Genomic DNA, 22,343 nt, shown 5'->3' with positions numbered 1-22,343 from the left:
CGCACGCAGACAGGACACGCCGGAAGCAGGGCCGCGAGGACAATCCGGGCGTGGGCACCTCGCCCCTGTCCTTGGTCGCCGCCGGTATCGCCGGTTAGGCTGCGGCTTTACCGGATCGGGAGCAGGGCATGCGGGAGGTATGGGTCAAGGGCTGGTGGCTGGTGGCATGCCTGCTGGTCGCGCCAGGCGCGGCGGCGCAGAAGGTCGCGCTGGTCGGTGGCACGCTGGTCGATGGCAGCCTCAGCGATCCGATCCGCGACAGCGTGGTGCTGGTCGAAGGCGAGCGCATCGTCGCCGTCGGCACGGTCGAGACCCTGCCTGTGCCGGCCGACGCCACGGTGATCTCGACCGAGGGCATGACCGTGCTGCCCGGGCTGTGGGACATGCACGTGCACCTGATGATTAATGGTCATGCCGATTACGAGCACTGGGACAGGACGTACCCGGCGCAGTTCCGCGACGTGATCATGCCGGCCTCGGCCAGGCAGTTGCTGCTGGCCGGGGTGACCGGCGCGCGCGACCTGGGTGGGCCGCTGGAGGACAGCATCGCGGTGCGCGATGCGGTCAACAGCGGCCGCATCCCGGGGCCGACCCTGTTCGTGTCCGGGCCCTTCATCCAGAAGAAGCCCTATCCGGGCACCGAGCAGTTCCGCTGGGGCGTGGATTCACCGGCCGATGCGCGGGCCAAGGTGCGCAAGCTCGCGCAGGCGGGCGTGGACGTGGTCAAGCTTATCGACCAGGACGGAATGAGCGACGCCGAAATCAAGGCGATCGTCGACGAGGCGCACCGCCATGGCCTGCCGGTGGTGGCGCACGCGCACCGTCCCGAGGAGATCCGCCGCGGCCTGGAGGCCGGAGTGGACGGCTTCGAGCACACCGGCCTGGCGGCAGCGCCGGAGTACCCGCCGGACGTGATCGCGGCGCTGCGCGAGCGCACCGCCAACATGGCGGCCGGTCCGCTGTTCTGGACGCCCACGATCGAGGGCCTCTACAACTTCCCGTACACGGTGAAGAACCACGAGTTCATCGATGGCGACGACTGGCACGAAGGATTGCCGCCGGAGATCGTGGCCGACATCAAGGCATCGCTCGCGCACCCGGAGCGGATCGGCTATTTCCAGCAGACCCCGCAGCGCTGGCCGACCCTGCAGCGCAAGTTCCAGCAACTGCGCGAGAGCGGCGCGATGCTCCTGGTGGGCACCGATTCGGGCATCCCCATGAAGTTCCACAGTGGCAGCACCTGGAACGAGCTGGACGTGTGGGTGAACCGGCTGGGCGTGCCGGCGATCGATGCGATCCGCGCGGCGACCTACTGGCCCGCGGTGGCAATGAAGGCCGACAAGGACTACGGCACCGTGGCCGAGGGCAAGTACGCCGACATAATCGCGGTCAAGGGCGACGTGCTGAAGCAGGTCGCGCTGCTGCAGCGGGTGGACATCGTGCTCAAGCACGGTCGCCGGGTGAAGTGACGAGGGTGTAGCCGGCGAGTTGCGCGCGGCCGGAACGGGAGCGTTCCAGCTGCGCGCGCTCGCACACCGCGCCGCTCACGACACCCAGAGTTTCTCCAGCTCGCGGAAGCCCCACTGCTGCGGCGACTCCACGCCGATGATGCGTTCACCGCAACCGGCTTCGGCCAGGTCCAGTTCGTGCTGCAGGATCTGCGTCCGCGACCTGGCCGAGAAGAACACCTTGACCCGCGGTGCGGACAACGCGCCGGGGCGCTGTTCGACCACCACCGCAAGGCGGTCGCTGGAAAGTCGTACCAGCGAGCCGACCGGATAGATGCCGACGCTGGCGACGAACGCCTTGAGCACCGCCGGGTCGAAGTGGCCCTTCCACGACACCATGCGTCGCAACGACTCGCCCGGGTCCCAGCCCTCCTTGTACGGACGGTTGGACGTGATCGCGTCGTAGACGTCGCACACCGCGCTCATCCGGGTCAGCAGCGGCGTGGCGTCCGCCTCCAGCTGCGCCGGGTACCCGCCGCCGTCGTACTTCTCGTGGTGGTGGCGGACCATGTGCAGCACGGCGGTGTTCTCCAGTCCGCTGTCCCGCAGCAGGCGTTCGCCTTCCTCCGGATGCGTGCGCATGACCGCGTACTCGTCGTCGGTCAGCCGCCCGGGCTTGTTGAGGATGTCCACGGGCATGCACGCCTTGCCCATGTCATGCAGCAGGCCGCCCATCGCCGCCTCGCGGCATGCGTCTTCGTCCAGGTCCAGTTGCCGCGCCAGCGCCACCATCAGCGCACTGACCGCGACCGAGTGCATGTACGTGTAATCGTCGGCGGTCTTGAGCCTGGCGATGCTGATCAGCGCGCCGGGATGGCGCTCGACCGAAGCGGTGATCTCCTCGGCCAGTGGCGCCATCCGTTCCGGTTCGATCATCCGGCCCATCCGCACCTCGCGGAACATCGCCGCGACCGCGTCGCGACCCTCCTCGCAGATGCGCCGTGCGCGTCCCAGTTCCGCGTCCATAGTGACCGGGATGGCTGCAGGGGCCGCCGGCGATCGCGCCGGTGACTCGATGGCATGCACGCCTGCCGGGATGGAGGGCGCGTCCTCGCCGGCGGAAGCAGCCACGTCTGCATCCACTCCGCGGCGGATGTCGATGTCGACCGTTTCCACCTCGCTGGCGAGCAGCCGCTCGATGTCGCGCTCGGTAGCCAGGAACGAGGAGCGCCAGAACGGATGCTTCAACCAGGGGCCGTTCAAGCGCTGCACGTGCATGCCCGGGCGCAGCTGGTCGACGTGGATGGTTCTGAGCATGGGGGTTTCCGCCGTTCCCTGTGCGCGTCCACCGACAGGTCGGCGGGACATGCCTGTACCACGCTATCGGCCCCTGGGCCCGGGAACTTTAGCGTGCCCGCACGTGGTGTCACGGCGCCGCTGTTGATACTATCCCCCAGTATCGACAGGCCAGCCCGGCCGGGAGTGCGTCGTGCCCCACACCGCCCACGAGAAGAAGCGCGTGCTCACCCGTGTCCGCCGGATCATGGGCCAGGCCGAAGCGCTGGAGCGCGCGCTGGAATCCGGCGCCGACTGCGGCCCGGTGCTGCAGCAGATCGCGGCGATCCGCGGCGCGGTCAACGGCCTGATGTCGGAAGTCATGGAAGCGCATATCCGCGAGGAATTCGGCCAGCCGGCCACCTCCGAAGCGCAGCGCCAGGCCCGGGTCGAGGAAATGACCGGGCTGGTGCGTTCGTACCTCAAGTAAGCGGGCCAAGCCCGCCGGCGCGCCGCGCCGCAACCGCCCACGCAATCATCCGTTGCATCGCAGGAGTCCATGCCATGAAATCCCGTGCCGCCGTCGCCTTCGCCGCTGGCGAACCTCTCAGGATCGTCGAGATCGACGTCGAACCGCCGCGCAAGGGCGAAGTGCTGGTGCGGATCACCCATACCGGCGTCTGCCACACCGATGCGTTCACCCTGTCCGGCGACGATCCGGAAGGCCTGTTCCCGGTCGTGCTCGGCCACGAAGGCGCCGGCATCGTGGTCGAGGTGGGCGAGGGCGTCACCAGCGTGCAGCCCGGCGACCACGTGATCCCGCTGTATACCGCCGAGTGCGGCGAATGCCTGTTCTGCAAGAGCGGCAAGACCAACCTGTGCGTGGCCGTGCGCGCCACCCAGGGCAAGGGCGTGATGCCGGACGGCAGCAGCCGCTTTTCCTACAACGGCCAGCCGATCTACCACTACATGGGCTGCTCGACCTTCAGCGAGTACACGGTCGTGGCCGAAGTCTCGCTGGCCAAGGTCAACCCGGACGCCAATCCCGAGCATGTCTGCCTGCTCGGCTGTGGCGTCACCACCGGTATTGGAGCGGTGCACAACACGGCCAAGGTGCAGCCGGGCGATTCGGTCGCGGTGTTCGGCCTGGGCGGTATTGGTCTTGCCGTGATCCAGGGCGCGCGCCAGGCCAGGGCCGGGCGGATCATCGCCATCGATACCAACCCGTCCAAGTTCGAACTGGCGCGGCAGTTCGGTGCCACCGACTGCATCAACCCGAAGGACCACGACAAGCCGGTCCAGCAGGTCGTGGTCGAGATGACCGGCTGGGGCGTGGACCATTCGTTCGAATGCATCGGCAATGTCAACGTGATGCGCGCGGCGCTGGAATGCGCGCACCGCGGCTGGGGCCAGTCGGTGATCATCGGCGTGGCCGGCGCGGGGCAGGAGATCTCCACCCGGCCGTTCCAGCTCGTCACCGGCCGCACCTGGAAGGGCACCGCGTTCGGCGGGGTCAAGGGCCGCAGCCAGCTGCCGGGCATGGTCGAGGATGCGATGCGCGGCGACATCGAGCTGGCCCCGTTCGTGACCCACACCATGCCGCTGGAAGACATCAACGAAGCCTTCGAGCTGATGCACGAGGGCAAGTCGATCCGTTCGGTCGTGAGGTACGGGGAGGGCAACGCCTGAAACCAGGCGCTGCATCCCGCGCTTGCGCCCATGGCGGAAGCGCGGGCCCCGTTTTCCTTTACCTATGAATCCCGCGGCTGCCGCCGCGCCCCTTTACCAAAGGGGCTGTCCGATTGGATGGTTGGCAGGAGCGCACGAACTGAGGAATTGCTGATGGAACGCATCGAACATCGCGCCTGCTTCGGCGGCTGGCAGGACGTGTACCGGCACGAATCGGAGGTGCTCGGCTGCACGATGAACTTCGCCGTCTACCTGCCACCGCAGGCGGCGCAGGGCGCGAAGCTGCCGGTGCTGTACTGGTTGTCCGGACTGACCTGCAACGAACAGAACTTCATCACCAAGGCCGGTGCGCAGCGCTATGCGGCCGAACACGGCGTGGTGATCGTGGCGCCCGACACCAGTCCGCGTGGTGATGGCGTGGCCGATGCCGACGGCTATGACCTGGGCAAGGGTGCCGGTTTCTACGTCAACGCCACCCGGGAGCCGTGGGCGGCGCACTACCGCATGTACGACTACGTGGCCAGCGAGCTGCCAGCCTTGGTCGAGGCGCACTTTCCGGTAAGCGATGCGCGCGCGCTCAGCGGTCATTCGATGGGCGGCCACGGCGCGCTGGTGGTCGCGTTGCGCAATCCCGGTCGCTACCGCAGCGTGTCCGCGTTCTCGCCGATCGTGGCGCCGTCGAAGGTGCCATGGGGCGAGAAGGCGTTCTCCGCCTACCTGGGCGAGGATCGCGAGGCCTGGAAGGCCTGGGATGCCAGCGAACTGGTGCGCAACGCGACGGAGAAGCTGCCCCTGCTGGTCGACCAGGGGGGCGACGACGAGTTCCTCGACGGCCAGCTGCGCCCGCAGCTGCTGCAGGCCGCCGCGGTCGCCGCCGGGCATCCGCTGCAGCTGCGCATGCGGCCGGGTTACGACCACAGCTACTACTTCATCGCCAGTTTCATCGGCGAGCACATCGCCCACCATGCCGCCGCGCTGCACGGCGAGGCGAAGACGCACGCCGGCGTGCCGCACGAGCACCACGCCGGGTGCGGCCATCACTGAGCGCGCGACCTAGATCGCCCGCGGCGTGGCGAGACTGAAGTCGGTGTAGGCGAAACGCTCGTCGCGCAGGACCGTCTCGCCGCGCCGCAGGTCCAGCGGCGAAGCGAACATCGGCCCGGCCTGCACGCAGGTGTGGAACTCGCCATTCTCGCCGCAGGGATCGACGCCTGCCGGCAGTTCGCCCAGCAGGACGTGGTCGAAGGCGCGGCCGGCGAAGCGCGCATCCAGTTGCTGCGTGTCCACGCAGCACAGGTGCGCGCGCAGGCCGCCGGCCTGCATCTGCCGGGCCAGTGCCGCGGTATCGGCGCCGAACAGGGGCGTCAGCAGCTCCCAGCCGGCCGCCGCCAGCCGCTGTTCGCGATACGCGCGGATGTCGGCCAGAAACAGGTCACCGAAAGCCGCAGTGCGCAGCCCCGGCCAACGCGATCCGGCCTCGGCCAGCGCCTGGTCCATCGCGGCGTCGTAGTCGTCGTTGCCACAGCGGGCCGGGATGTGAGCCTCCAGCAGCGGCAGGCCCGCGGCGGCGGCCTGTGCCCGCAGCACGTCCACGCGGATGCCCTGCATCGAGGCGCGCGCGTACTCGCGGGTCACCGTGGTCAGCAGCGCCACCACCTCCACGTCGTCGCGCTGGCGCAGGTCGTGCAGCGCCCATGCCGCGTCCTTGCCGCCGCTCCAGGCAAGCAGTACCTGCGTGGCCGGCATCTCAGGCGCGGGTGACGTTGCGCAGTTCCCAGCGGCTGCCGGCCAGCAGGCGCAGGCGATGCTTGAGGATGTCGCCGGGGATGGCGGTCAACGCGACCAGGTCGATCGACAGGTCGCGCTGCTCACCGCTGACCTGGGCCAGCGGATCGGTAACCCCCAGGGCCGGGTCGACGTCGTCGGGCTCGGCCTGCAGGGCGCGCCAGCGTTCGAACAGGCCCGGCGTGCGCAGCGCGTCCTGCAACTGTGCGGCAAGGCCTTCGGCGCCGTGCGCGCTGAAGGAAAGCGAAGGTTCCTGGCCGCGCGCCTGCGCCGCGTCGGGCAGGCGGATCTGGTAACGGACGGGCATGGCTCGGCTCCAGGTGACGATTCCGGCAATCTAGCAGTCCGTCCGCGAAGCCTGCGTGGGCGCCACGGGCGCGGCGCCGCGTCCGGCTCAGCCGAACTTGTGCGGGGCGGCCGCGAAGCCGACCACCACGGCGCCCTTGCCGACGTTGACCATGCCGGTCAGGCTCATCACGCTTTCCAGCAGTTCGATGCTGTTGGAAGCGCAGGCGTCGCGCAGGCGCGCATAACCGGGCAGTGCGCGCAGTTCAGCCAGCTCGCCGCCATAGCTGATGCACAGGGTCGGGGTCATCAGCCCGGCCTTGATCCGCTCGATCGTGAAATCGAACAGTTTCTGCACCGCCGGCTCGAAGCCTTTGATCTTGCCCGCGGGCGCGGTCGCGCCGCGGTAGCAGTGCAGGATCGGCTTGATGTCCAGCGCGGTGCCCAGCGCGGCGCTGAACAGGCTCACGCTGCGGTCGCCCTTGGTACGGGCACGGTTGCGCAGGTAGTACAGGTCCGGCGGCACCATGTAGCCGTGCGTGTTGAGCGCCAGTTCCTCCAGCCGCTCGCGGATCTTCTGCACGCTGTCGCCGGCCTTGCGCATGCGCACCGCCTCGACCACGCCGATGCCCTGGGCGGCGAACAGGTTCTGGCTGTCGATCACCCGCAACGCGAACGGCGAGTTGTAGCCGGCGGCCTGGCGCACGGGTTTGTAGTCGTTGAGGATCGCGAAGCTGGCCTGGACCGCGTGCTCGTGGATCGGGCTGCGGCTCTTGGTGACGGTCAGGCAGAACACGTGGTCGTAATCGACGACCAGCTTGCCCAGGAACAGGTCGCGGATCTGGTCAACCGAGTAGGGAATGGTCTCGGCCTCGTGGCCGTGCTCGGCCACGTGCGCGTGCAGGAAGCTCAACGTGGCTTCCTCGTCGCGATGGTCGGCGAGCACCGCGTCGCCGATGCGCACCGTGATGGGCAGCAGGACGACGTTGTTGCTTTCGATGTAGTCCGACGGCAGGTCGCAGGTCGAGTCGACCACGATTCCGATGCGCATGAGCCCCTCCCGTGTAGGCCCGCACTTCTTGAGTGTGAACCCTATCGCAAAACCGGCGCGCGTGGCGACTGCCGTAAAGCCGGTTCAGCGGCGGCGTTCGATGCCCACCGGCAGCGTGGCGGCCGCCGCCATCGGCCCTTCGCGCAGCAGGCCGGGGTCTTCGAGCACCGCCAGCATCAGCGCGTGGCTGTCGTTGCCCCAGAACAGCTCCCCGTCCACGGCCAGGGTCGGTACGCCGAATACGCCCGCGGCCAGCGCCGCGTCGGTGTTCGCGCGCAGGCGCTCCTTCACGCCCGGGTCGGCGAGGGCGGAGGCCGGATCGTCGATGCCCAGTCCCGGCGCGGCCGCCGCCACGGCATCGTCGCCACTGCGGCCTTCGCGCCAGATGGCATCGAAGATCGTGGTGATCGCCTGCGGGGTGGACCCGGCCGCCACGCACAGCCGCAGCGCGGCCAGCGGGTTGAACGGGTGCGCCGGCGGGAATGCCAGCGGTACGCCCTCGCGAGCGGCCTGCCACAGCGCCTGGCGGTAGATGAACTCGCGTTTCTTCGGGATCTCGGCCGGGCCGCGGATGCCATGGGAATGCAGCACCGCGCCAAACACGATCGGCACCGCGTCCACGCGCCCGGCCTCGACCAGCGGACGGATCTTCTGCCAGTGCAGGTAGGAGAACGGCGAGACGAAATCGAAGTACCAGCGCGGCGACATGGGCGAACTCCCGGCGGAATGGATCAGCCCGGCCAGCACCTGCGGCCGGGATCGTTCAGTGCCACAGGCCCAGGACCAGTCCGTACAGGGCGAACTGCAGCGTGTGGTAGCCACCATCGATCAGCCACAGCTTCAGCGAGCGGCCCGCGAACAGGTAATTGATGCCGAAACTGGCCGCGACCCAGCACAGGCCGGCAGCGATGCCGGCACCGACCGCATGCGCGAGCGCCGGTGCCGGGCCGAGGAATACCGCGAACACCGCTGCGGCGACCAGGCTGAGCAGGAACGCGCCGCCGAAGATCGCGGCCGGATGGCCGTTGGGCTTGTCCGGATCCACGCCGGCTTCGCGGCACCAGGCCTGCTTGAACAGCGGTCCGTACCAGAGGCCGCCGAGCAGGAAAGCGGATGCGGCGGCGGCACCGCCCAGATATTGATGTCGGCCATGTCACGACTCCGGGGTGACGACGCGCGCCAGCGTGTGCCGGCGCGCGCGGGCTTGCAAGGGTCAGCGCGAGTACGCCGGCGGCAGTCCGCTGTCGCCGGTGCCGCGTAGGTAGCGGTCGCGCAGGTCGGTCTGGCGCGAACGCATCGGCATGGCGCGGCCACCGAGCCAGACCTGCTGCGCGGTGTTGATCACGTCCAGCGGATCGCCGGTCCACAGCACCAGGTCGGCGCTGCGGCCAACGGCAATCGTGCCGATGCGGTCGCCCACGCCCAATGCCTGCGCCGGGATCCGGGTCAGGCCGGCCAGGCCTGCCTCCCACGGCAGTCCGTGGGCCACCGCGTTGCCGGCCAGCTGGCGCACCTTGCGCGCGTTGTGCGAGGCGTCGCCAGCCTGGGTGAAGCTCACGTCCACGCCGGCCTGTTCGAGCATCGCTGCATTGCGCAGGGTCGCGCCGATCTGGTCGAAGTTGCCCGGCAGGTCGGCCAGCGCATCGACGAACACCGGCACCTGGGCCTGCGCGATCTGCGGCGCCAGCTGCCAGGCTTCCGCGCCCCCGGCGATCGCGATGCGGACGCGCTCGCGTGCGGCCCAGCGCAACAACTGGCGGATGTCGGCGGCGCGGTCGACCTTGACCACGATCCGGCCCTGCCCGTTGAGGAAGCGCGCCAGCACGGCACGTCCGGCAGGGGTGAGCAGGGCATGCGGTGAATCGGTCGGCACGCGGCCACGCGCCTCCGACACCATCTGGTCCAGCAGCATCCACTGCGCCGCGCGCGACTTGCCGCTCAGGTCGGCTGCACCGGCACCGAGGCGGATGAAGAGCGCGCGCGGACCGATCGGGTCGGCGCTGCCGTCCAGCCGCATGACTCCGCCCTGGCCGGCGACGAAGGACTTGCCGCTGCCGGCGGCCAGCAGGGTGAAGCCCAGGCCTTCCACGCGCGCCACCGGGATGAGCACCGAGGCAGGGTTGTAGGCCAGGGTCACGTCGAACTCCGGCCGCACCGGCTGGTCTTCCAGCGACAGCTCGCCGTCGACGGTCGGTGCTTCGCCGGAGACTTCCTCCAGGCCGATGTCGGTGATGCCGCCGAACAGCGCCGGGGTCAGCGGCTTGCCGCCGGCTTCGACCGTGGTCACGCCGGCGGGGGCGGTCAGTCCTTCGCCGACCGCGCGGATGGTGCCGCCCTGGACCAGCACGTCGGCGTTCTGCAGCGTGCCCTGCGCACCCGCGGTGTGCACGGTGGCGTTGCGGATCAGCAGGTCCTGGGCGAAGGACGGCAGCGATGCCGCAGCGAGAAGACCGGCGGCCAGGCCGGCCCGGACCAGGCGGGCGAGCGGGTGCATGCGATGGCGGCGGCTCACAGCACACCTCCCGGGGCGGCGGCGGGCTGGCCGAGCATGAAGTCCGAACGCGGTTGCCGTGCAGGGTCGTCGCGGTCGTAGATGCGCGCGCCATCTATGTAGACCTGTTCGGCATGCGCATAGGAACTGAAGGGCGACTGGTTCCAGACCACCACGTCGGCCAGCTTGCCGGCCTCCAGGCTGCCGGTGCGGTCGGCCACGCCCAGCGAGCGCGCGGCGTTGGAGGTCAGCCAGGTGATCGCGCGTTCCGGCGGGATATCCATCCCTGCACGGCGGGCGTTGGCGACGACCTTGGCCGCTTCCTGGTTGAGCCGCTGGATGCCTTCTTCCGAATCGGAATGCACGATCGCGCAGCCGTTCTTCGGCCGATCCACCAGGGCGATGTTCTCCTGGATACCGTCGAAGGCCTCCATCTTGAAGCCCCACCAGTCGGCCCACAGCGCGCCGCAGATGCCCTCCTCGGCGAGCCGGTCGGCGACCTTGTACGCCTCCACGCCATGGTGGAACGCGGCGATCCTGAAGCCGAATTCCTTGGCCAGGTCGATCATCGTGGTGATCTCGTCGGCGCGGTAGCAGTGGATATGCACGAGGATGTCGCCGTTGATCGCGCCGGCCAGCGTATCGAGCTTGAGGTCGCGCTTGCCGCCGGCGTCGCCGGCGCTGTCGTTGCCATCACCGGATGACTGCCACCACTTGCGCTTGGGCTTTTCCTGCGGCTTGCCGCCGCCGTTCTTGCGCAGGTATTCGCTGGCGTCGATGAAGGCGGCGCGGTAGCCGGCGACATTGCCCATCCGGGTCGACGGCGCGGTGCCCTTGCCGCCGTACACGCGCTTGGGGTTTTCGCCGCAGGCCATCTTCAGGCCCCATGGCGCGCCGGGGAATTTCATCGCCTGGTAGCTGGTGGCCGGCACGTTGCGCAGGGTCACGCCGCGGCCGCCGACCAGGTTGGCCGAGCCGGGCAGGACCTGCAGGGTGGTGATGCCGCCCGCCAGCGCGGCGGCGAAGCCCGGGTCCTGCGGCCACACCGAATGCTCGGCCCAGACATTGGCGGTGACCGGCGCGGTCATCTCGTTGCCATCGCTGTGCGCCTTGACGCCCGGGCTGGGATACACGCCCAGGTGCGAATGCACGTCGATGATGCCGGGCGTGATCCATTTGCCGGTGGCGTCGACCACGCGCGCGCCTTCGGCGGACAGTCCGGCGCCGACCTGGACGATCCTGCCGTCGCGCATCAGTACGTCGGCGCCGTCCAGGCGCTGGCCGGTGCCGGTGAGCACCGTCGCATTGCGCAGCAGCACCGCTTCGGAGGGCAGCGGCTTGTAGGTGCTGGGATACGGATCGTCGGTGAAACGCGACGCCGCGTTGGCGGCCGGAGCGAGGCCGCAGGCGATCGTGCCCATGACAGCGAGGCCCGCGGTGGCGAGCAGAGGGTGGCGCATGGTTTTCCCCGAGGTGAAGCCGTGGCCACCGAACCTAAACGGCTGGCGCCCGGCATGCAATGTGCCGATGGAGGGGGTGTGGCCGATCGCGGTCACGGATCTGCCCGCTGCACGTGCCGGCAACGCGCGATGGCGCATGATTGGCGGAAATTCGCGGAGGCACGACGTGGCAACGACGATCGAAGAGGTGGTGGGATTCTGGCGGCAGGCCGGCATGCAGGCCTGGTTCAACGGCGACGCCGGCTTCGACCGCGAGTGCGAGGCCCGGTTCCTCGATGCGCACCTGGTCGCGGCGCGGCGCGGCCATGAAGACTGGCGGGAGACCGCCGAAGGCGCGCTGGCGCTGCTGGTCCTGCTGGACCAGATCCCGCGCAACGTGTTCCGCGGAACCGGGCACGCCTTCGCCACCGACGGCCTGGCGCGGCACTACGCCGAAGCTGCGCTGCAGGCCGGCCACGACCGCACGGTGGAACCGGAACTGCGCGCGTTCTTCTACATGCCGTTCGAGCATTCCGAAGACCTGGCCGACCAGCGGCGTGCGGTCGAACTGTTCGAGGGACTCGGCAACGAGGTCTATACGAAGTATGCGATCGCCCACCAGGAGGTGATCGAGCGCTTCGGTCGCTTCCCGCACCGCAACCGGGCCCTGGGCCGGCAAAGCACGCCCGAAGAGCAGGCCTGGCTCGACGCCGGCGGCGGCTTCTGACGCGGCGGAAAAGAAAACGGAGCCACGAGGGCTCCGCTTCCGGGCGCTGCGCGGGCCGGGCTGGCCGGCCGCCGGCTCAGTACTTCGGTACGCTGCCGTCCACTTCCGTCGCCCAGCGGTCGATACCGCCCTCGATGTTGAAGACGTTGCCGAAGCCCTTGCCGCTGAATTCCGTCGCGGCCTGGCCGCTGCGGCCGCCGTGGTGGCACAGGAACGCCAGGCGGGTGTCCTTCGGCAGTGCTTCCAGGTCCTCGCGGCCGGAGCCGTCGAAGGTGCGATGCGCCACCGCGACCGATGCGATGGCGCGCTCTTCCGGCGGACGCACGTCGACCAGCACCAGCTCGCCAGCGCGGACCTGGCGGTCGGCTTCGGCCGGGGTGATCGCCTGCACGGACTTGGGCGCGTTCGGGTTGTCGATCGCCAGGCCCTGGCCGCGGACGTCGTCGACCCAGTCAATGGTGATGCCGTTGGCGCGGCGCGCGCTGGCCGGGTCGAACTGGATGCGCAGGCCCTGCACGTCCACCGCGATGGCGTTGTCGTTGCGCGGGGCGATCTGGAAGCGCGGCTGGAAGCGCGCGTCGATCGACAGCGACAGCGCCGCGTTGCCGGCATCGCCCAGTGCGCCGGCCAGCTTCTCGGCGGCGGCCGGCGTGACCGTGACCTGCGGGGGCGTGCGGTCCTGTGCGGGCAGGCCCAGCAGCTGCGACAGCTCGCCGCTGGCCGACAGCTGCTCGATGATGTCGCTGCCGCCGACCAGTTCGCCGTCGATGTACAGCTGCGGGATCGTCGGCCAGTTGCCGAACACCTTGATGCCCTCGCGGATGTCCTGGTCAGCCAGCACGTTGACATGGGCGTACTCGATGCCCAGGTCTTCCAGCACGCCGGTAGCCTTGGCCGAGAAGCCGCACTGCGGCATGCCGGGCTGGCCCTTCATGAACAGCACGACGCGGTTGGCCTGGAGCAGCGATTCGATGCGCGAACGCAGGGCGGGATCGAGGGACATGGGGGACTCGCAAAGGGGGATTCCGGGCCCGCCATTCTACCCCCGTGGCATCATGCGGCGATGAGCGCCCCGGCAACGCTGCATCGCATCCCACGCACCCCGCGAAGGTGGTGGGCATGGCTTCTGCTGTCGCAGCTGGCGGTGCTGGCGTTGTGGGGGTGGCTGGGCTGGGCCTGGGGCTTGCCGGCGCTGGTGCTGTCGCACATGGCGTTCATCGTGCCGGTTTTCCTGCCGCGCTCGCGGCTGTACGCACCGGTGCTGGTGCGGTTGCCCGGCGCCGATCGCGCGGTGTGGCTGACGATCGACGATGGTCCTTCCGACGACACGGCCGCCATCCTCGATGTGCTCGACCGCCACGATGCCCGCGCCACGTTCTTCCTGGTCGGCGAACGCGCGCGGGCGCGCCCGGCGCTGGTCGCCGAGATCGTGCGCCGCGGCCATGGCATCGGCAACCACAGCCAGACCCATCCGGCCGCGCGCTTCTGGCGGCTGGGACCGGCGACCATGGCGCGCGAGATCGAAAGGGCGCAGCAGGCACTGGCCGAAGTGGCGGGAACGCCGCCGCGCTGGTTCCGTTCGGTGGTCGGGCACACCAATCCCTTCGTCGCCGCGCCGCTGCACGCGCACGGCCTGGCACGGGTGGCGTGGACCGCGCGCGGCTACGACGCGGTCGACGGCGACCCGGTGCGCGTGCTGCAGCGGATCACCCGGGGCCTGCATCCCGGTGCGATCGTGCTGCTGCACGAAGGCGCCGCGCACGGTCGCAGCGTTGAGATCATCGAGGCCATGCTGTGCCTGCTGGCCGAAGAGGGGTACGGGGTCGTCGAACCGCCGCAGTAGCTGTGTCTCGCCCACAGTGCGAAGGCCAGCGAGGTCGCGCCGGGCCTGCCGGCCGAACCGGGTACGGGTTCTCGGACCCCGCAGTCACCAGCGCCTTGCCCCACCGCCGTGATCGGCTATCGTGCGGCGATGGACGCATCCGGTCATCCACCCAAAACCGTGCTGCTCGCCGGCGCCACCGGGCTGGTCGGCCGCCACGTGCTGGACCTGCTGCTGGCCGATTCGCGCGTGGGGCGGGTGGTCGCGCCCTCGCGGCGGCCGCTGCTACCGCATCCGAAACTGCAGGACGTACGCGTGGACTATGACGCCCTGCCCGTGGATGCCGCCTGGTGGGCGGTGGATGCGGTGATCTGCACGCTCGGCACCACGATCAAGGTCGCCGGCAGCCAGGAGGCGTTCCGCCGGATCGACCACGACTATCCGCTGCAGGTCGCCACCCTGGCGCGCCGCCATGGCGCCGGCGCGTATGCGCTGAACTCGGCGAAGGGCGCCGACGCCGGTTCGCGCATCTTCTACAGCCGGGTCAAGGGTGAGCTGGAACGTGACCTGGCCACACTGGATTTCCCATCGCTGACCTTCGTGCGGCCAGGACTGATCGGTGGCGAACGCGCCGAGACGCGCACGGGCGAGGCGATGGCCTCGGTCGTGTTGCGCGCGCTCGGCGCGGTCCTGCCGCGAGCCTGGCGGATCAATCCGGCGTCGCGCATCGCCGCCGCACTGGTGGAGGCTGCGTTGCAGGCACCGCCCGGGCAGCACGTGGTGGAATCGGCGCAGCTGGCCTGAAGCGGGGCCGCGACGGCCTGGCGAGGCAGGCGCGCTCAATCGCGCGAAGCGACCACCAGCCAGTTGTTGAACGGGGTATCGCCGGCCAGCGGCGAGAACTCGCTGCGCAGGCCGGCCGCGTCGAAGCATGCACGCAGCTGCGCCGCATCGGGATAGTGGCGCGGCGCCGATTTCATCCAGCCCAGCAGGTGCGACAGGCGGTCGGTGATCCGGGTGACGTGGCCGCGGCCGCTGCCATCGTCCAGGCCGGTGCGGATCACCAGCTTCGTGCCCGGTTCGAGCATGCCGATCATGCCGTCCACGATCGCCTGCTGGCGCTCGGGGGTGAAGAACTGCAGCACGTCCAGCATCGCCACGCTGCCGCGGTGCGGCGGCAGGGTGCGCGACAGGTCCTGGGTCTCGAAGCCGGCATCGGCCAGGCCGCGGCGCGAGGCGGCGCGGCGGGCATCGACGATCTTGCGCGCATCGTGGTCCACGCCGAAGTAGCGCAGACCCAGGTCCTCCTCGTGCAGCGCATGGGCGAGCAGGCCCAGGCCGCAGCCCAGGTCCAGCAGAGGCGCGCGGGTACCGCGCAGCGCTTCGCATACGCCCGGATACAGCGGGTCGCTGCGCAGCTTGGCCCGCGCGTAGTAGTAGTGATAACGGTTGCCCAGCGGCCAGTCGGGGAGGAACGCACTGGCGATGCGCTTGGCGCGTTCGGCCGACAGCGGTGGCAGCGCGGCGCTCATCGGGCAAGGGTTCCGTGTGCCAGCGCCGTGCGTGCCGCCGGCAGCGCCAGCGCGCTCCACAGCGCGTACATGGCCGCCGAGGGATGCAGGCCGTCGTCGGCCAGCATCCGTACTTCGCCGCCGTGCTCGCGGCTGGCCGGGGCGATGTCGATCCAGTGCGCACCCGCGCGCAGGCTTTCCTCGCGGCAGGTCGCGTTGAACGCGTCGATCTGCGTGGCCACCAGCCCCGCATCGCGCGACTGCGCGATGGCGAACGGGGTCACGCCCCAGTCCGGGATCGCCAGCACCAGCACCCGGCGTGGGTCGCTACCGGCGAAGCCGATCGCGCGCGCCAGCAGCGCGGCGAACTGCACGCGGAACTCGTCCAGCGGGCGGCCGCGGTACTGGTTGTTTACGCCGATGAGCAGGCTGACCAGCGCGTGGTCCGTGCCCAGCGGCGCCTGCGCGTGCGCGGCGTCGATGCCCGCGTCCAGTTCATCGGTGGTCCAGCCGGTGGTGGCGATGACGTGTGGTTCGCCCAGGTCAAAACCTTCATCGCGCAGCGCGCCAGCCAGTTGTACCGGCCAGCGCCCGGACGGGTCGACGCCTTCGCCGATCGTGTACGAATCACCGAGCGCGAGGAACGCCGGTGCGTGGGGTGCGTCTGCGGAACCGGTGCTCGCCGTCATCGACTGGTCAGGCCGCCGCGTTGCGCGACTTGGCCTTCAGTGGCACGACCTTGGTCGCGGCTTCGGCACGCCGCGCCAGGGCGCGGTCGATGCGCCCGAACACCTCGCCCATCACCTCGGCCTGCGGCAGCAGGGTCACCCGGAAGTGGTCGCGGTAGGGCACGTTGAAGCTCGAGCCGGGCACGATCAGCACGCCTTCGGTTTCCAGCAGTTCCAGTGCGAAGGCGTGGTCGTCGAAACCGCGCGCGGCCGCGCCGACCACCGACGGGAACGCGTACAGCGCACCCTTGGGCTCGACCAGCTGCAGATGCTCGCTGGCGGCGCAGGCCTCGATCACCGCGCGGCGGGTTTCGTACAGGCGCCCGCCCGGCGCGCACAGCGCACTGATCGTGTCCGGGCCACCGACCGCCGCGGCGATCGCGTACTGCCCGGCCACGTTCGCGCACAGGCGCAGGCCCGACAGCAGGTCCAGCGCATTGCGGTAGTCGGTGGTGCGCGACGGTGCACCGGTCAGGATCGCCCAGCCCACGCGCCAGCCGCAGGCGCGGTGCACCTTGCTCAGGCCGCTGAAGGTGATGCACGGGTGGTCGCCGGCGATCGGCGCCAGCGGCTCGAACGCGGCGCCGTCGTACAGCACCTGGTCGTAGATCTCGTCGACCAGCAACAGCAGGTTGTGGCGCTGGGCGACCGCCACCAGGCGCTCGAGCAGTTCCTTCGGATAGACCGCGCCGGTGGGATTGTTCGGGTTGATCAGCACGATCGCGCGGGTGCGCGAGGAGACCAGGCCCTCGACCTCGACCGGGTCGGGGAGGAAGCCGTTCTCCGGCGCGCAGCGGTAGTACACGGGGCGGCCGTCGTTGAGGATGGTGGCGGCCGACCACAGCGGGTAGTCGGGCGAGGGCACCAGCACTTCGTCGCCCGGGTTGAGCAGCGCGCGCAGGGTCATGTCGATGAGCTCGGACACACCGTTGCCGACGAACACCCGGTCGCTGTCCACGTGCGGTGCGTTGCGTGCGCGGTAGGCGGCGGCCAGCGCCTCGCGCGCGGCGGGCAGGCCGAGCTGGTGGGTGTAGGGATCGGTGTGGTCGATGTCGTCGACGATGGCGCGCTGCAGGTGCGCCGGGGCACGGAAACCGAACGCGCCGGGATTGCCGATGTTGAGCTTGATCAGCGTGCGTCCCTCCGCTTCCAGCGCGTGGGCTCGCCGTGCCAGTTCGCCGCGGATCTCGTAGCGGACTTCTGACAGGCGCTCGCGGACGCTGAGCGGTTTCTCGGTGGGGGACATGGCGGCAAGCAGGAAGGAGGGGGGTGGGCTGGCATGTTAGCGGAAAAAAAACCGCGCAAGTGCCTGTCCGCCAAGGGTTGTCGGGGGACGTGACCGGGGTTTCGATTTCACCGGAAATCGTCCCGTCAGGGGGGGCACGGGCAGCCGGTTGCTGCCGCGGGACGGGTCGCCGCAGCGCGCCCTGCCCGCGATGAGGCTAGCCGGGCGAACGCGCGCCGGCGCAGCCGGGGGCGCCGCGAATACAATGCCGCATGGATCCTGCCGACATCGATTACACCCCCCTGCGCCAGATCGGTTGGCCGTGGGCGGGCCCGTCCGAGGATCCGGCGTGGCAGTCCCTGGCCCACGCCCATCCCGGCGCGCACCCGGCACGGGTCAGCGAGCAGCACCGCACCGGCTATGTGCTGGCCGATGCGCCCGATACCGGCTTCCGCGTCGAGTCGCCGCCGGAATGGCAGCGCCGCCCGGTGTTCAAGGCCGACGGCGTGCCGCTGCACGAACGCGCCGCGGTCGGCGACTGGGTGCTGCACGACGGCCGCCGCATCCTGGCCATGCTGCCCCGGCGCAGCGCGATCAAGCGCGCCGCCGCCGGTGAGCACTACCAGCAGCAGGTGATCGCGGCCAACGTCGATACCGCCTTCGTCGTGTGTGGCCTGGACGCCGACTTCAACCCGCGCCGGATCGAGCGCTACATGATGCTGGTCGGCGGCAACGGCGTGCAGCCGGTGGTCGTGCTGACCAAGGCCGACCGCGACGGCGCCGATGTCGATGCCGCGCTGGACATGCTGGCCGAACTGCGTGCGCAGGGCGTGCCGGTGCTGGCGCTCAATGCCAAGGATGCCGATGCCGTGGCCGCGCTGCGACCGTGGATCGGCCCGGGCCAGACCGCGGTGCTGGTCGGTTCCTCCGGTGCCGGCAAGTCGACCCTGAGCAACAGTCTGCTCGGCGAGCAGCGGATGAAGACCGCCGAGGTGCGCGAGCACGATTCGCGCGGCCGCCACACCACCACCCACCGCGCGCTGATCGCGCTGCCCTCCGGCGCCTGCCTGGTCGACACGCCCGGCATGCGCGAGCTCAAGCCCACCGGCGAGGAGGAGCTGGCCGACGGCGGTTTCGCCGACGTCGAGGCGCTGGCCACCCAGTGCCGCTTCAACGACTGCGCCCACCAGAACGAGCCCGGTTGCGCGATCCTCGCGGCGATCGAGGCCGGCGAACTGGACGGCGCGCGCGTGGCCAACTACCTCAAGCTGCGCGACGAGATCGCCGGCGCCGCCGACCGCCTGGCCACGCGCCTGGCGCAGAAGTCCGACGCGCGCGTGCAGAACAAGTCGCTGCGCAAGCGGCTGGACGAGAAGTACCCGCGGCGCTGAGCGCGCGTGCCGCGGGCGGAATAGACTCCACGGACGGTGGCCGGCGCTCCACTGCCGGAACGCAGGCCACGTGCGGCGCGCATCCGATGCATGGCCGCTGGATCCCCGAGGAGGCACCCCTGGCCATCCCGACCGACATCGCCCACCACGCCGCACTCGACGAGCGCATGGTCAAGGCGGTGCGCGGAATCAGGTTGCTGGCGCTGGCCAGCTGGCCGGCCAGCGTCCAGGTCGAATTCCTCGAGCGCTGGCACCGCGGCCAGGCCGTGCTGCCGGTGGTCACCTATCCCCGCCTGGACTTCACCGACGTACGACGCGAGCTGGACGGCATCGCTGCCGCCGCCGACCCGGAACATCCGCTGGGCCTGTACCTGCACGATTCGGCCGAAAGCTGGAGCCGTGCGGCGGCACTGCTCGAGGCACTGGGAACGCCGCAGGCCTGCGTCGAATCGGCGGCGCTGTTCGGTCGCCCCGACCAGGCGCTGCCCGGCGACGGGCCGACCACGCGCGAGGCCGCCAGCCACTTCATCCAGATCGCCAGCGAGCTGGACCACGAACTGATCGCGCCGGAAGAACAGGTGCCGGTGTCGGCCACCGCTCTGTCGCTGCAGCTGCAGTCGGACCTGGACGACTTCTTCAACGCACGCGTGATCACGGTCGAACTGGATCCGGACATGATCGCCAAGGCCGCCGCCGGTGCCACCCGCATCCGCCTGCGTGCCGGTGCGGCATTCAACGACTACGACCGCCGGCAGCTGTTCCACCACGAGGCCCTGGTGCATTCGCTGACCGCGCTCAACGGCCAGGAGCAGCCGCACATGCGCAGCCTGGGCCTGTCTTCGCCACGGATCACCGCCACCCAGGAAGGACTGGCGACGTTCGCCGAGCAGATCACCGGCAGCATCGACATCGAACGGCTGAAGCGGATCAGCATGCGAATCGAGGCGATCGCCATGGCCCTGGAGGGCGCCGATTTCCTGCAGGTCTTCCGCTATTTCCTCGACGGCGGCCAGAACGAGACCGAAAGCTTCGTTTCGGCGCAGCGCGTGTTCCGCGGCATGCCGGTCACCGGCGGTAGCGCCTTCACCAAGGACGCGGTCTACCTGCGCGGCCTGGTCGGCGTACACACCTTCTTCCGCCATGCGCTCAAGCAGGACCGCCTGCGCCTGTGCCGCTGGCTGTTCGCCGGCAAGATGACCCTGCGCGACGTGGTCCGCTTCGAGCCGCTGTTCCAGGACGGCACCCTTGCGCCGCCGCGCTGGCTGCCGCCCTGGGTCGAGCGCGCCAACGGCCTGGCCGGCCAGCTGGCGTTCTCGCTGTTCGCCAACCGGATCCGCATGGACCGGATCCGGGACGAGCCGGTGCGCGACCCAAAGAAGCCGTAGCGAGGCATCGCAGCGCCGCTGCCCGCCGGTTTTTGTAGGAGCGGGCATGACCGCGACCGCCACGGTGGACGTGGCGACGGTGCCCGGGGGTTTCCCGAATTGTTCCGTTGCCCGGTCGCGGTCATGCCCGCTCCTACAAAAGGAGGGGCAGCGATGCGGTCAGTCCGACTGGCGCTTGTACGCCACGCAGTCCACCTCGACCTTGCAGTCCACCACCATGCGCGATTCCACGCAGGCGCGCGCCGGCGGATGCTCACCGAAGTAGTGCTTGAACACCTCGTTGAACGCGGAGAAGTCGCGCGCGTCGTCCAGCCATACGCCACAGCGGACGACGTGCTCGGGACCGTAGCCGGCCTCGGCCAGGATCGCCATCAGATTGCCGATCACGACGTGGGACTGCTCGGTCACGTTTCCGGCAACCATCTGGCCGTCGCGCCTGGGCACCTGGCCCGACACGTACAACCAGCCGTCGGCCTGGACCGCGCGTGCGAATGGCATGTGCTGCCGGCCTTGGCCAACTCCACCTTCGGCTCCGTAACGCTTGATGTCGCTCATGTGCTTCTCCGTTTGAAAGACAGGTCTGTTGAAAAGGGATGTCAGCGCGGCGCGAGGAAACGCCCGTGGCGTTCGCCAGCCACTTCGCGCCCGTCGTAGGCGAGCCGGCCATTGACCCACACCGCGTGGATGCCGGCCGCCGGCCGCACCGGATCGTGGAAGTCGGCAACGTCGCGCACCGTGGCCGGATCGAACAGGACCAGGTCGGCGCAGGCGCCCTCGCGGATCGCGCCGCGGTCGTGCAGGCCGAAGCGCGCGGCGGGAAGCCCGGTCATCTTGTGCACGCCGGTGTGCAGGGGAAAGAGTTTCTCGTCACGCGCGTAATGGCCGAGCACGCGCGGAAACGTGCCCCACAGGCGCGGATGCGGGCGCGGGTCACGCGGCAGTCCATCCGAACCGATCATGGTCAGTGGGTGGGCCAGGATCCGGCGCACGTCGGCCTCGTCCATGCAGTAGTAGACCGCGCCGGCCGGCTGCAGCCGCATCGCGGCGCCGAGCAGGGTGGTGTGCCAGTCGCTGGCGATCTCGGCCAGCAGGCGGCCTCCCTGGTCCGGATGCGGCTGCGACCAGGTGACCAGGATGTCGTAGTCGGCGGTGACCTGCTTGAGGTCCAGGGTCGAGCTGCTGGCCGCATACGGATAGCAGTCGCAGGCCACGTCGTGGCCGCGGGCGCCGTGCTCCAGCGAGGCCTGCTCCAATGCGGCCAGCACTTCGCCGCTGCGCCCCCAGTTGTCCACGCCGGCGCACTTGAGGTGCGACACACGCACCGGCGCGCCGCTGTGGCGGCCGACCGCGACCGCCTCCTCCAGCGCCGGGACGATCTGTTCGAACTCGTCGCGCAGGTGGCTGGCGTAGGCATGACGCCGGTGATCCAGTTCCTCCGCCAGGGCGAGCACTTCGCTGTCCGGCGCCTGGAACGCGGAGGCATAGGCCAGGCCGGTGCTCAGGCCCAGCGCGCCGGCGTCCAGGCTTTCGCGCAGCTGCGCGCGCATGGCGGCGACCTCCGCGTCGCTGGCGGCACGGCCGACGCGGTCCATGTGGTTCTGGCGCAGCGCGGTGTGGCCGACCAGCGCCGCCACGTTCACCGCCGGACGCGCCGCATCCACCGCGGCGCGGTAGTCGGCGAAGCGCGGGTAGGCGAACTCGCCGTCGTCGCCAAGCAGGTTCATCGGATCGGGCACGCGGCCGCCGGGCGTGCCACCGGGCAGGACCGGGCTGGCGCTGATGCCGCAGTTGCCGACGATCACCGTGGTCACGCCCTGGCTGAGCTTGGCCGGCATCGCCGGATTGCGGATCACCTCGAGGTCGTCGTGGGTGTGCGCATCGATGAAGCCCGGCGCCAGCGCCAGGCCTTCGCCCTCGACGACCTGGGCATTGCCGGCCGCGAGCGTACCGGCCGAGGCGACCGCGACGATGCGGCCGTCGCGCACGCCGACGTCGCCGCGCATGCCGGGCGTGTCGCTGCCATCGAGGACCAGCACGTCGCGCACGACCAGGTCGAACGCGGGCACGCCATTGCTTGCGTCGACGTCCATC

The 22,343-nt window shown here is 70.1% G+C and carries 23 protein-coding genes; 9 read left to right on the top strand and 14 right to left on the bottom strand.

Translation table 11 applies throughout. The features are described 5' to 3' along the window. Positions 1-128: 128 nt before the first annotated feature. The gene (locus CSC65_RS07790) at positions 129-1,469 is read left to right on the top strand and encodes an amidohydrolase family protein (RefSeq protein WP_162409992.1); all 1,341 of its coding nucleotides are present in this window, start codon (positions 129-131) and stop codon (positions 1,467-1,469) included. A gap of 75 nt (positions 1,470-1,544) precedes the next feature. On the opposite strand, the gene CSC65_RS07785 is transcribed toward CSC65_RS07790, so the two are convergent. Continuing rightward, positions 1,545-2,765, bottom strand: coding sequence for an HD-GYP domain-containing protein (locus tag CSC65_RS07785; RefSeq protein WP_162409991.1), 1,221 nt, complete (start codon positions 2,763-2,765; stop codon positions 1,545-1,547). Positions 2,766-2,937: 172 nt separating this feature from the next. Between CSC65_RS07785 and CSC65_RS07780 the strand changes: the two genes are divergently transcribed. The 3 genes from CSC65_RS07780 (at position 2,938) to fghA (ending at position 5,456) form a co-directional block, all read left to right on the top strand. After that, positions 2,938-3,213: a metal/formaldehyde-sensitive transcriptional repressor gene (locus CSC65_RS07780; protein ID WP_162409990.1), complete on the top strand. Its 276-nt coding sequence runs from the start codon at positions 2,938-2,940 to the stop codon at positions 3,211-3,213. Between the two features lie 74 nt (positions 3,214-3,287). Then, positions 3,288-4,412: an S-(hydroxymethyl)glutathione dehydrogenase/class III alcohol dehydrogenase gene (locus tag CSC65_RS07775; protein ID WP_162409989.1), complete on the top strand. Its 1,125-nt coding sequence runs from the start codon at positions 3,288-3,290 to the stop codon at positions 4,410-4,412. A 153-nt stretch (positions 4,413-4,565) separates the two neighbouring features. Further along, on the top strand, positions 4,566-5,456 hold the full coding sequence (fghA, locus tag CSC65_RS07770; RefSeq protein WP_162409988.1) for an S-formylglutathione hydrolase: 891 nt from the start codon (positions 4,566-4,568) through the stop codon (positions 5,454-5,456). A gap of 9 nt (positions 5,457-5,465) precedes the next feature. Here fghA and CSC65_RS07765 read toward each other — a convergent pair whose 3' ends face one another. From CSC65_RS07765 to CSC65_RS07735, 7 genes are all read right to left on the bottom strand, one after another. Continuing rightward, positions 5,466-6,158, bottom strand: coding sequence for a Dph6-related ATP pyrophosphatase (locus tag CSC65_RS07765; RefSeq protein WP_162409987.1), 693 nt, complete (start codon positions 6,156-6,158; stop codon positions 5,466-5,468). A gap of 1 nt (position 6,159) precedes the next feature. Then, positions 6,160-6,504, bottom strand: a complete 345-nt coding sequence (locus CSC65_RS07760; protein WP_162409986.1) for a hypothetical protein — start codon at positions 6,502-6,504, stop codon at positions 6,160-6,162. A gap of 87 nt (positions 6,505-6,591) precedes the next feature. Continuing rightward, positions 6,592-7,533 carry a DegV family protein gene (locus tag CSC65_RS07755; RefSeq protein WP_162409985.1) on the bottom strand — a complete coding sequence of 314 codons (942 nt, stop codon included), beginning with the start codon at positions 7,531-7,533 and terminating at the stop codon, positions 6,592-6,594. An 84-nt stretch (positions 7,534-7,617) separates the two neighbouring features. Further along, complete coding sequence (locus CSC65_RS07750) at positions 7,618-8,241, bottom strand: 2-hydroxychromene-2-carboxylate isomerase (protein WP_162409984.1); 624 nt, start codon at positions 8,239-8,241, stop codon at positions 7,618-7,620. Between the two features lie 55 nt (positions 8,242-8,296). Beyond that, positions 8,297-8,668 (bottom strand): DUF1761 domain-containing protein, encoded by a 372-nt coding sequence (locus CSC65_RS07745; protein WP_162410071.1) that lies wholly within the window; start codon positions 8,666-8,668, stop codon positions 8,297-8,299. A gap of 78 nt (positions 8,669-8,746) precedes the next feature. After that, positions 8,747-10,045 (bottom strand): amidohydrolase family protein, encoded by a 1,299-nt coding sequence (locus CSC65_RS07740; protein ID WP_425501324.1) that lies wholly within the window; start codon positions 10,043-10,045, stop codon positions 8,747-8,749. Further along, on the bottom strand, positions 10,042-11,484 hold the full coding sequence (locus tag CSC65_RS07735) for an amidohydrolase (RefSeq protein ID WP_162409983.1): 1,443 nt from the start codon (positions 11,482-11,484) through the stop codon (positions 10,042-10,044). Before CSC65_RS07735 ends, CSC65_RS07740 begins: the two co-directional genes overlap by 4 nt. Before the next feature lie 166 nt (positions 11,485-11,650). Between CSC65_RS07735 and CSC65_RS07730 the strand changes: the two genes are divergently transcribed. After that, positions 11,651-12,190 carry a DUF924 family protein gene (locus CSC65_RS07730; RefSeq protein WP_274379392.1) on the top strand — a complete coding sequence of 180 codons (540 nt, stop codon included), beginning with the start codon at positions 11,651-11,653 and terminating at the stop codon, positions 12,188-12,190. Positions 12,191-12,266: 76 nt separating this feature from the next. On the opposite strand, the gene grxD is transcribed toward CSC65_RS07730, so the two are convergent. Further along, positions 12,267-13,193 (bottom strand): Grx4 family monothiol glutaredoxin, encoded by a 927-nt coding sequence (grxD, locus tag CSC65_RS07725; RefSeq protein ID WP_162409981.1) that lies wholly within the window; start codon positions 13,191-13,193, stop codon positions 12,267-12,269. A 60-nt stretch (positions 13,194-13,253) separates the two neighbouring features. Between grxD and CSC65_RS07720 the strand changes: the two genes are divergently transcribed. Continuing rightward, positions 13,254-14,033, top strand: coding sequence for a polysaccharide deacetylase family protein (locus CSC65_RS07720; RefSeq protein ID WP_162409980.1), 780 nt, complete (start codon positions 13,254-13,256; stop codon positions 14,031-14,033). A 129-nt stretch (positions 14,034-14,162) separates the two neighbouring features. Then, positions 14,163-14,816 (top strand): Rossmann-fold NAD(P)-binding domain-containing protein, encoded by a 654-nt coding sequence (locus CSC65_RS07715; RefSeq protein WP_162409979.1) that lies wholly within the window; start codon positions 14,163-14,165, stop codon positions 14,814-14,816. A 35-nt stretch (positions 14,817-14,851) separates the two neighbouring features. On the opposite strand, the gene CSC65_RS07710 is transcribed toward CSC65_RS07715, so the two are convergent. From CSC65_RS07710 to CSC65_RS07700, 3 genes are read right to left on the bottom strand one after another with little or no spacing between them, the layout of a single operon-like run. Beyond that, positions 14,852-15,523: a methyltransferase domain-containing protein gene (locus tag CSC65_RS07710; protein ID WP_162410069.1), complete on the bottom strand. Its 672-nt coding sequence runs from the start codon at positions 15,521-15,523 to the stop codon at positions 14,852-14,854. Between the two features lie 17 nt (positions 15,524-15,540). Further along, entirely contained in the window at positions 15,541-16,212 is a 672-nt protein-coding gene (locus CSC65_RS07705) for an SGNH/GDSL hydrolase family protein (protein ID WP_162409978.1), read from the bottom strand. A gap of 7 nt (positions 16,213-16,219) precedes the next feature. After that, positions 16,220-17,497, bottom strand: coding sequence for an aminotransferase class I/II-fold pyridoxal phosphate-dependent enzyme (locus CSC65_RS07700; RefSeq protein WP_162409977.1), 1,278 nt, complete (start codon positions 17,495-17,497; stop codon positions 16,220-16,222). A gap of 251 nt (positions 17,498-17,748) precedes the next feature. Here CSC65_RS07700 and rsgA point away from each other — a divergent pair, with 251 nt between their 5' ends. Together rsgA and CSC65_RS07690 are read left to right on the top strand one after the other, a co-directional pair. Next, positions 17,749-18,867 carry a ribosome small subunit-dependent GTPase A gene (gene rsgA, locus CSC65_RS07695; protein WP_162409976.1) on the top strand — a complete coding sequence of 373 codons (1,119 nt, stop codon included), beginning with the start codon at positions 17,749-17,751 and terminating at the stop codon, positions 18,865-18,867. A gap of 86 nt (positions 18,868-18,953) precedes the next feature. Beyond that, positions 18,954-20,252: a flavohemoglobin expression-modulating QEGLA motif protein gene (locus CSC65_RS07690; RefSeq protein ID WP_162409975.1), complete on the top strand. Its 1,299-nt coding sequence runs from the start codon at positions 18,954-18,956 to the stop codon at positions 20,250-20,252. Positions 20,253-20,411: 159 nt separating this feature from the next. Here the strand turns inward: CSC65_RS07690 and CSC65_RS07685 are convergent, their stop codons facing one another. Next, positions 20,412-20,807, bottom strand: coding sequence for a RidA family protein (locus CSC65_RS07685; protein ID WP_162409974.1), 396 nt, complete (start codon positions 20,805-20,807; stop codon positions 20,412-20,414). A gap of 41 nt (positions 20,808-20,848) precedes the next feature. Continuing rightward, positions 20,849-22,342, bottom strand: coding sequence for an N-acyl-D-amino-acid deacylase family protein (locus CSC65_RS07680; RefSeq protein WP_162409973.1), 1,494 nt, complete (start codon positions 22,340-22,342; stop codon positions 20,849-20,851). Between the last annotated feature and the right edge of the window lies 1 nt (position 22,343).

It is taken from the genome of Pseudoxanthomonas daejeonensis, assembly GCF_010093205.1.
Classification (GTDB): domain Bacteria; phylum Pseudomonadota; class Gammaproteobacteria; order Xanthomonadales; family Xanthomonadaceae; genus Pseudoxanthomonas; species Pseudoxanthomonas daejeonensis.
This window is presented reverse-complemented; position numbering and strand designations above follow the sequence as displayed.

Excerpts from the sequence above, each read along its gene's own strand:
- CSC65_RS07790 (WP_162409992.1), top strand. The coding sequence starts at position 129 with ATGCGGGAGGTATGGGTCAAGGGCTGGTGGCTGGTGGCATGCCTGCTG.
- CSC65_RS07785 (WP_162409991.1), bottom strand. The coding sequence starts at position 2,765 with ATGCTCAGAACCATCCACGTCGACCAGCTGCGCCCGGGCATGCACGTG.
- CSC65_RS07775 (WP_162409989.1), top strand. The coding sequence starts at position 3,288 with ATGAAATCCCGTGCCGCCGTCGCCTTCGCCGCTGGCGAACCTCTCAGG.
- fghA (WP_162409988.1), top strand. The coding sequence starts at position 4,566 with ATGGAACGCATCGAACATCGCGCCTGCTTCGGCGGCTGGCAGGACGTG.
- CSC65_RS07765 (WP_162409987.1), bottom strand. The coding sequence starts at position 6,158 with ATGCCGGCCACGCAGGTACTGCTTGCCTGGAGCGGCGGCAAGGACGCG.
- CSC65_RS07760 (WP_162409986.1), bottom strand. The coding sequence starts at position 6,504 with ATGCCCGTCCGTTACCAGATCCGCCTGCCCGACGCGGCGCAGGCGCGC.
- CSC65_RS07755 (WP_162409985.1), bottom strand. The coding sequence starts at position 7,533 with ATGCGCATCGGAATCGTGGTCGACTCGACCTGCGACCTGCCGTCGGAC.
- CSC65_RS07750 (WP_162409984.1), bottom strand. The coding sequence starts at position 8,241 with ATGTCGCCGCGCTGGTACTTCGATTTCGTCTCGCCGTTCTCCTACCTG.
- CSC65_RS07735 (WP_162409983.1), bottom strand. The coding sequence starts at position 11,484 with ATGCGCCACCCTCTGCTCGCCACCGCGGGCCTCGCTGTCATGGGCACG.
- grxD (WP_162409981.1), bottom strand. The coding sequence starts at position 13,193 with ATGTCCCTCGATCCCGCCCTGCGTTCGCGCATCGAATCGCTGCTCCAG.
- CSC65_RS07720 (WP_162409980.1), top strand. The coding sequence starts at position 13,254 with ATGAGCGCCCCGGCAACGCTGCATCGCATCCCACGCACCCCGCGAAGG.
- CSC65_RS07715 (WP_162409979.1), top strand. The coding sequence starts at position 14,163 with ATGGACGCATCCGGTCATCCACCCAAAACCGTGCTGCTCGCCGGCGCC.
- CSC65_RS07705 (WP_162409978.1), bottom strand. The coding sequence starts at position 16,212 with ATGACGGCGAGCACCGGTTCCGCAGACGCACCCCACGCACCGGCGTTC.
- CSC65_RS07700 (WP_162409977.1), bottom strand. The coding sequence starts at position 17,497 with ATGTCCCCCACCGAGAAACCGCTCAGCGTCCGCGAGCGCCTGTCAGAA.
- rsgA (WP_162409976.1), top strand. The coding sequence starts at position 17,749 with ATGGATCCTGCCGACATCGATTACACCCCCCTGCGCCAGATCGGTTGG.
- CSC65_RS07690 (WP_162409975.1), top strand. The coding sequence starts at position 18,954 with ATGCATGGCCGCTGGATCCCCGAGGAGGCACCCCTGGCCATCCCGACC.
- CSC65_RS07685 (WP_162409974.1), bottom strand. The coding sequence starts at position 20,807 with ATGAGCGACATCAAGCGTTACGGAGCCGAAGGTGGAGTTGGCCAAGGC.
- CSC65_RS07680 (WP_162409973.1), bottom strand. The coding sequence starts at position 22,342 with ATGGACGTCGACGCAAGCAATGGCGTGCCCGCGTTCGACCTGGTCGTG.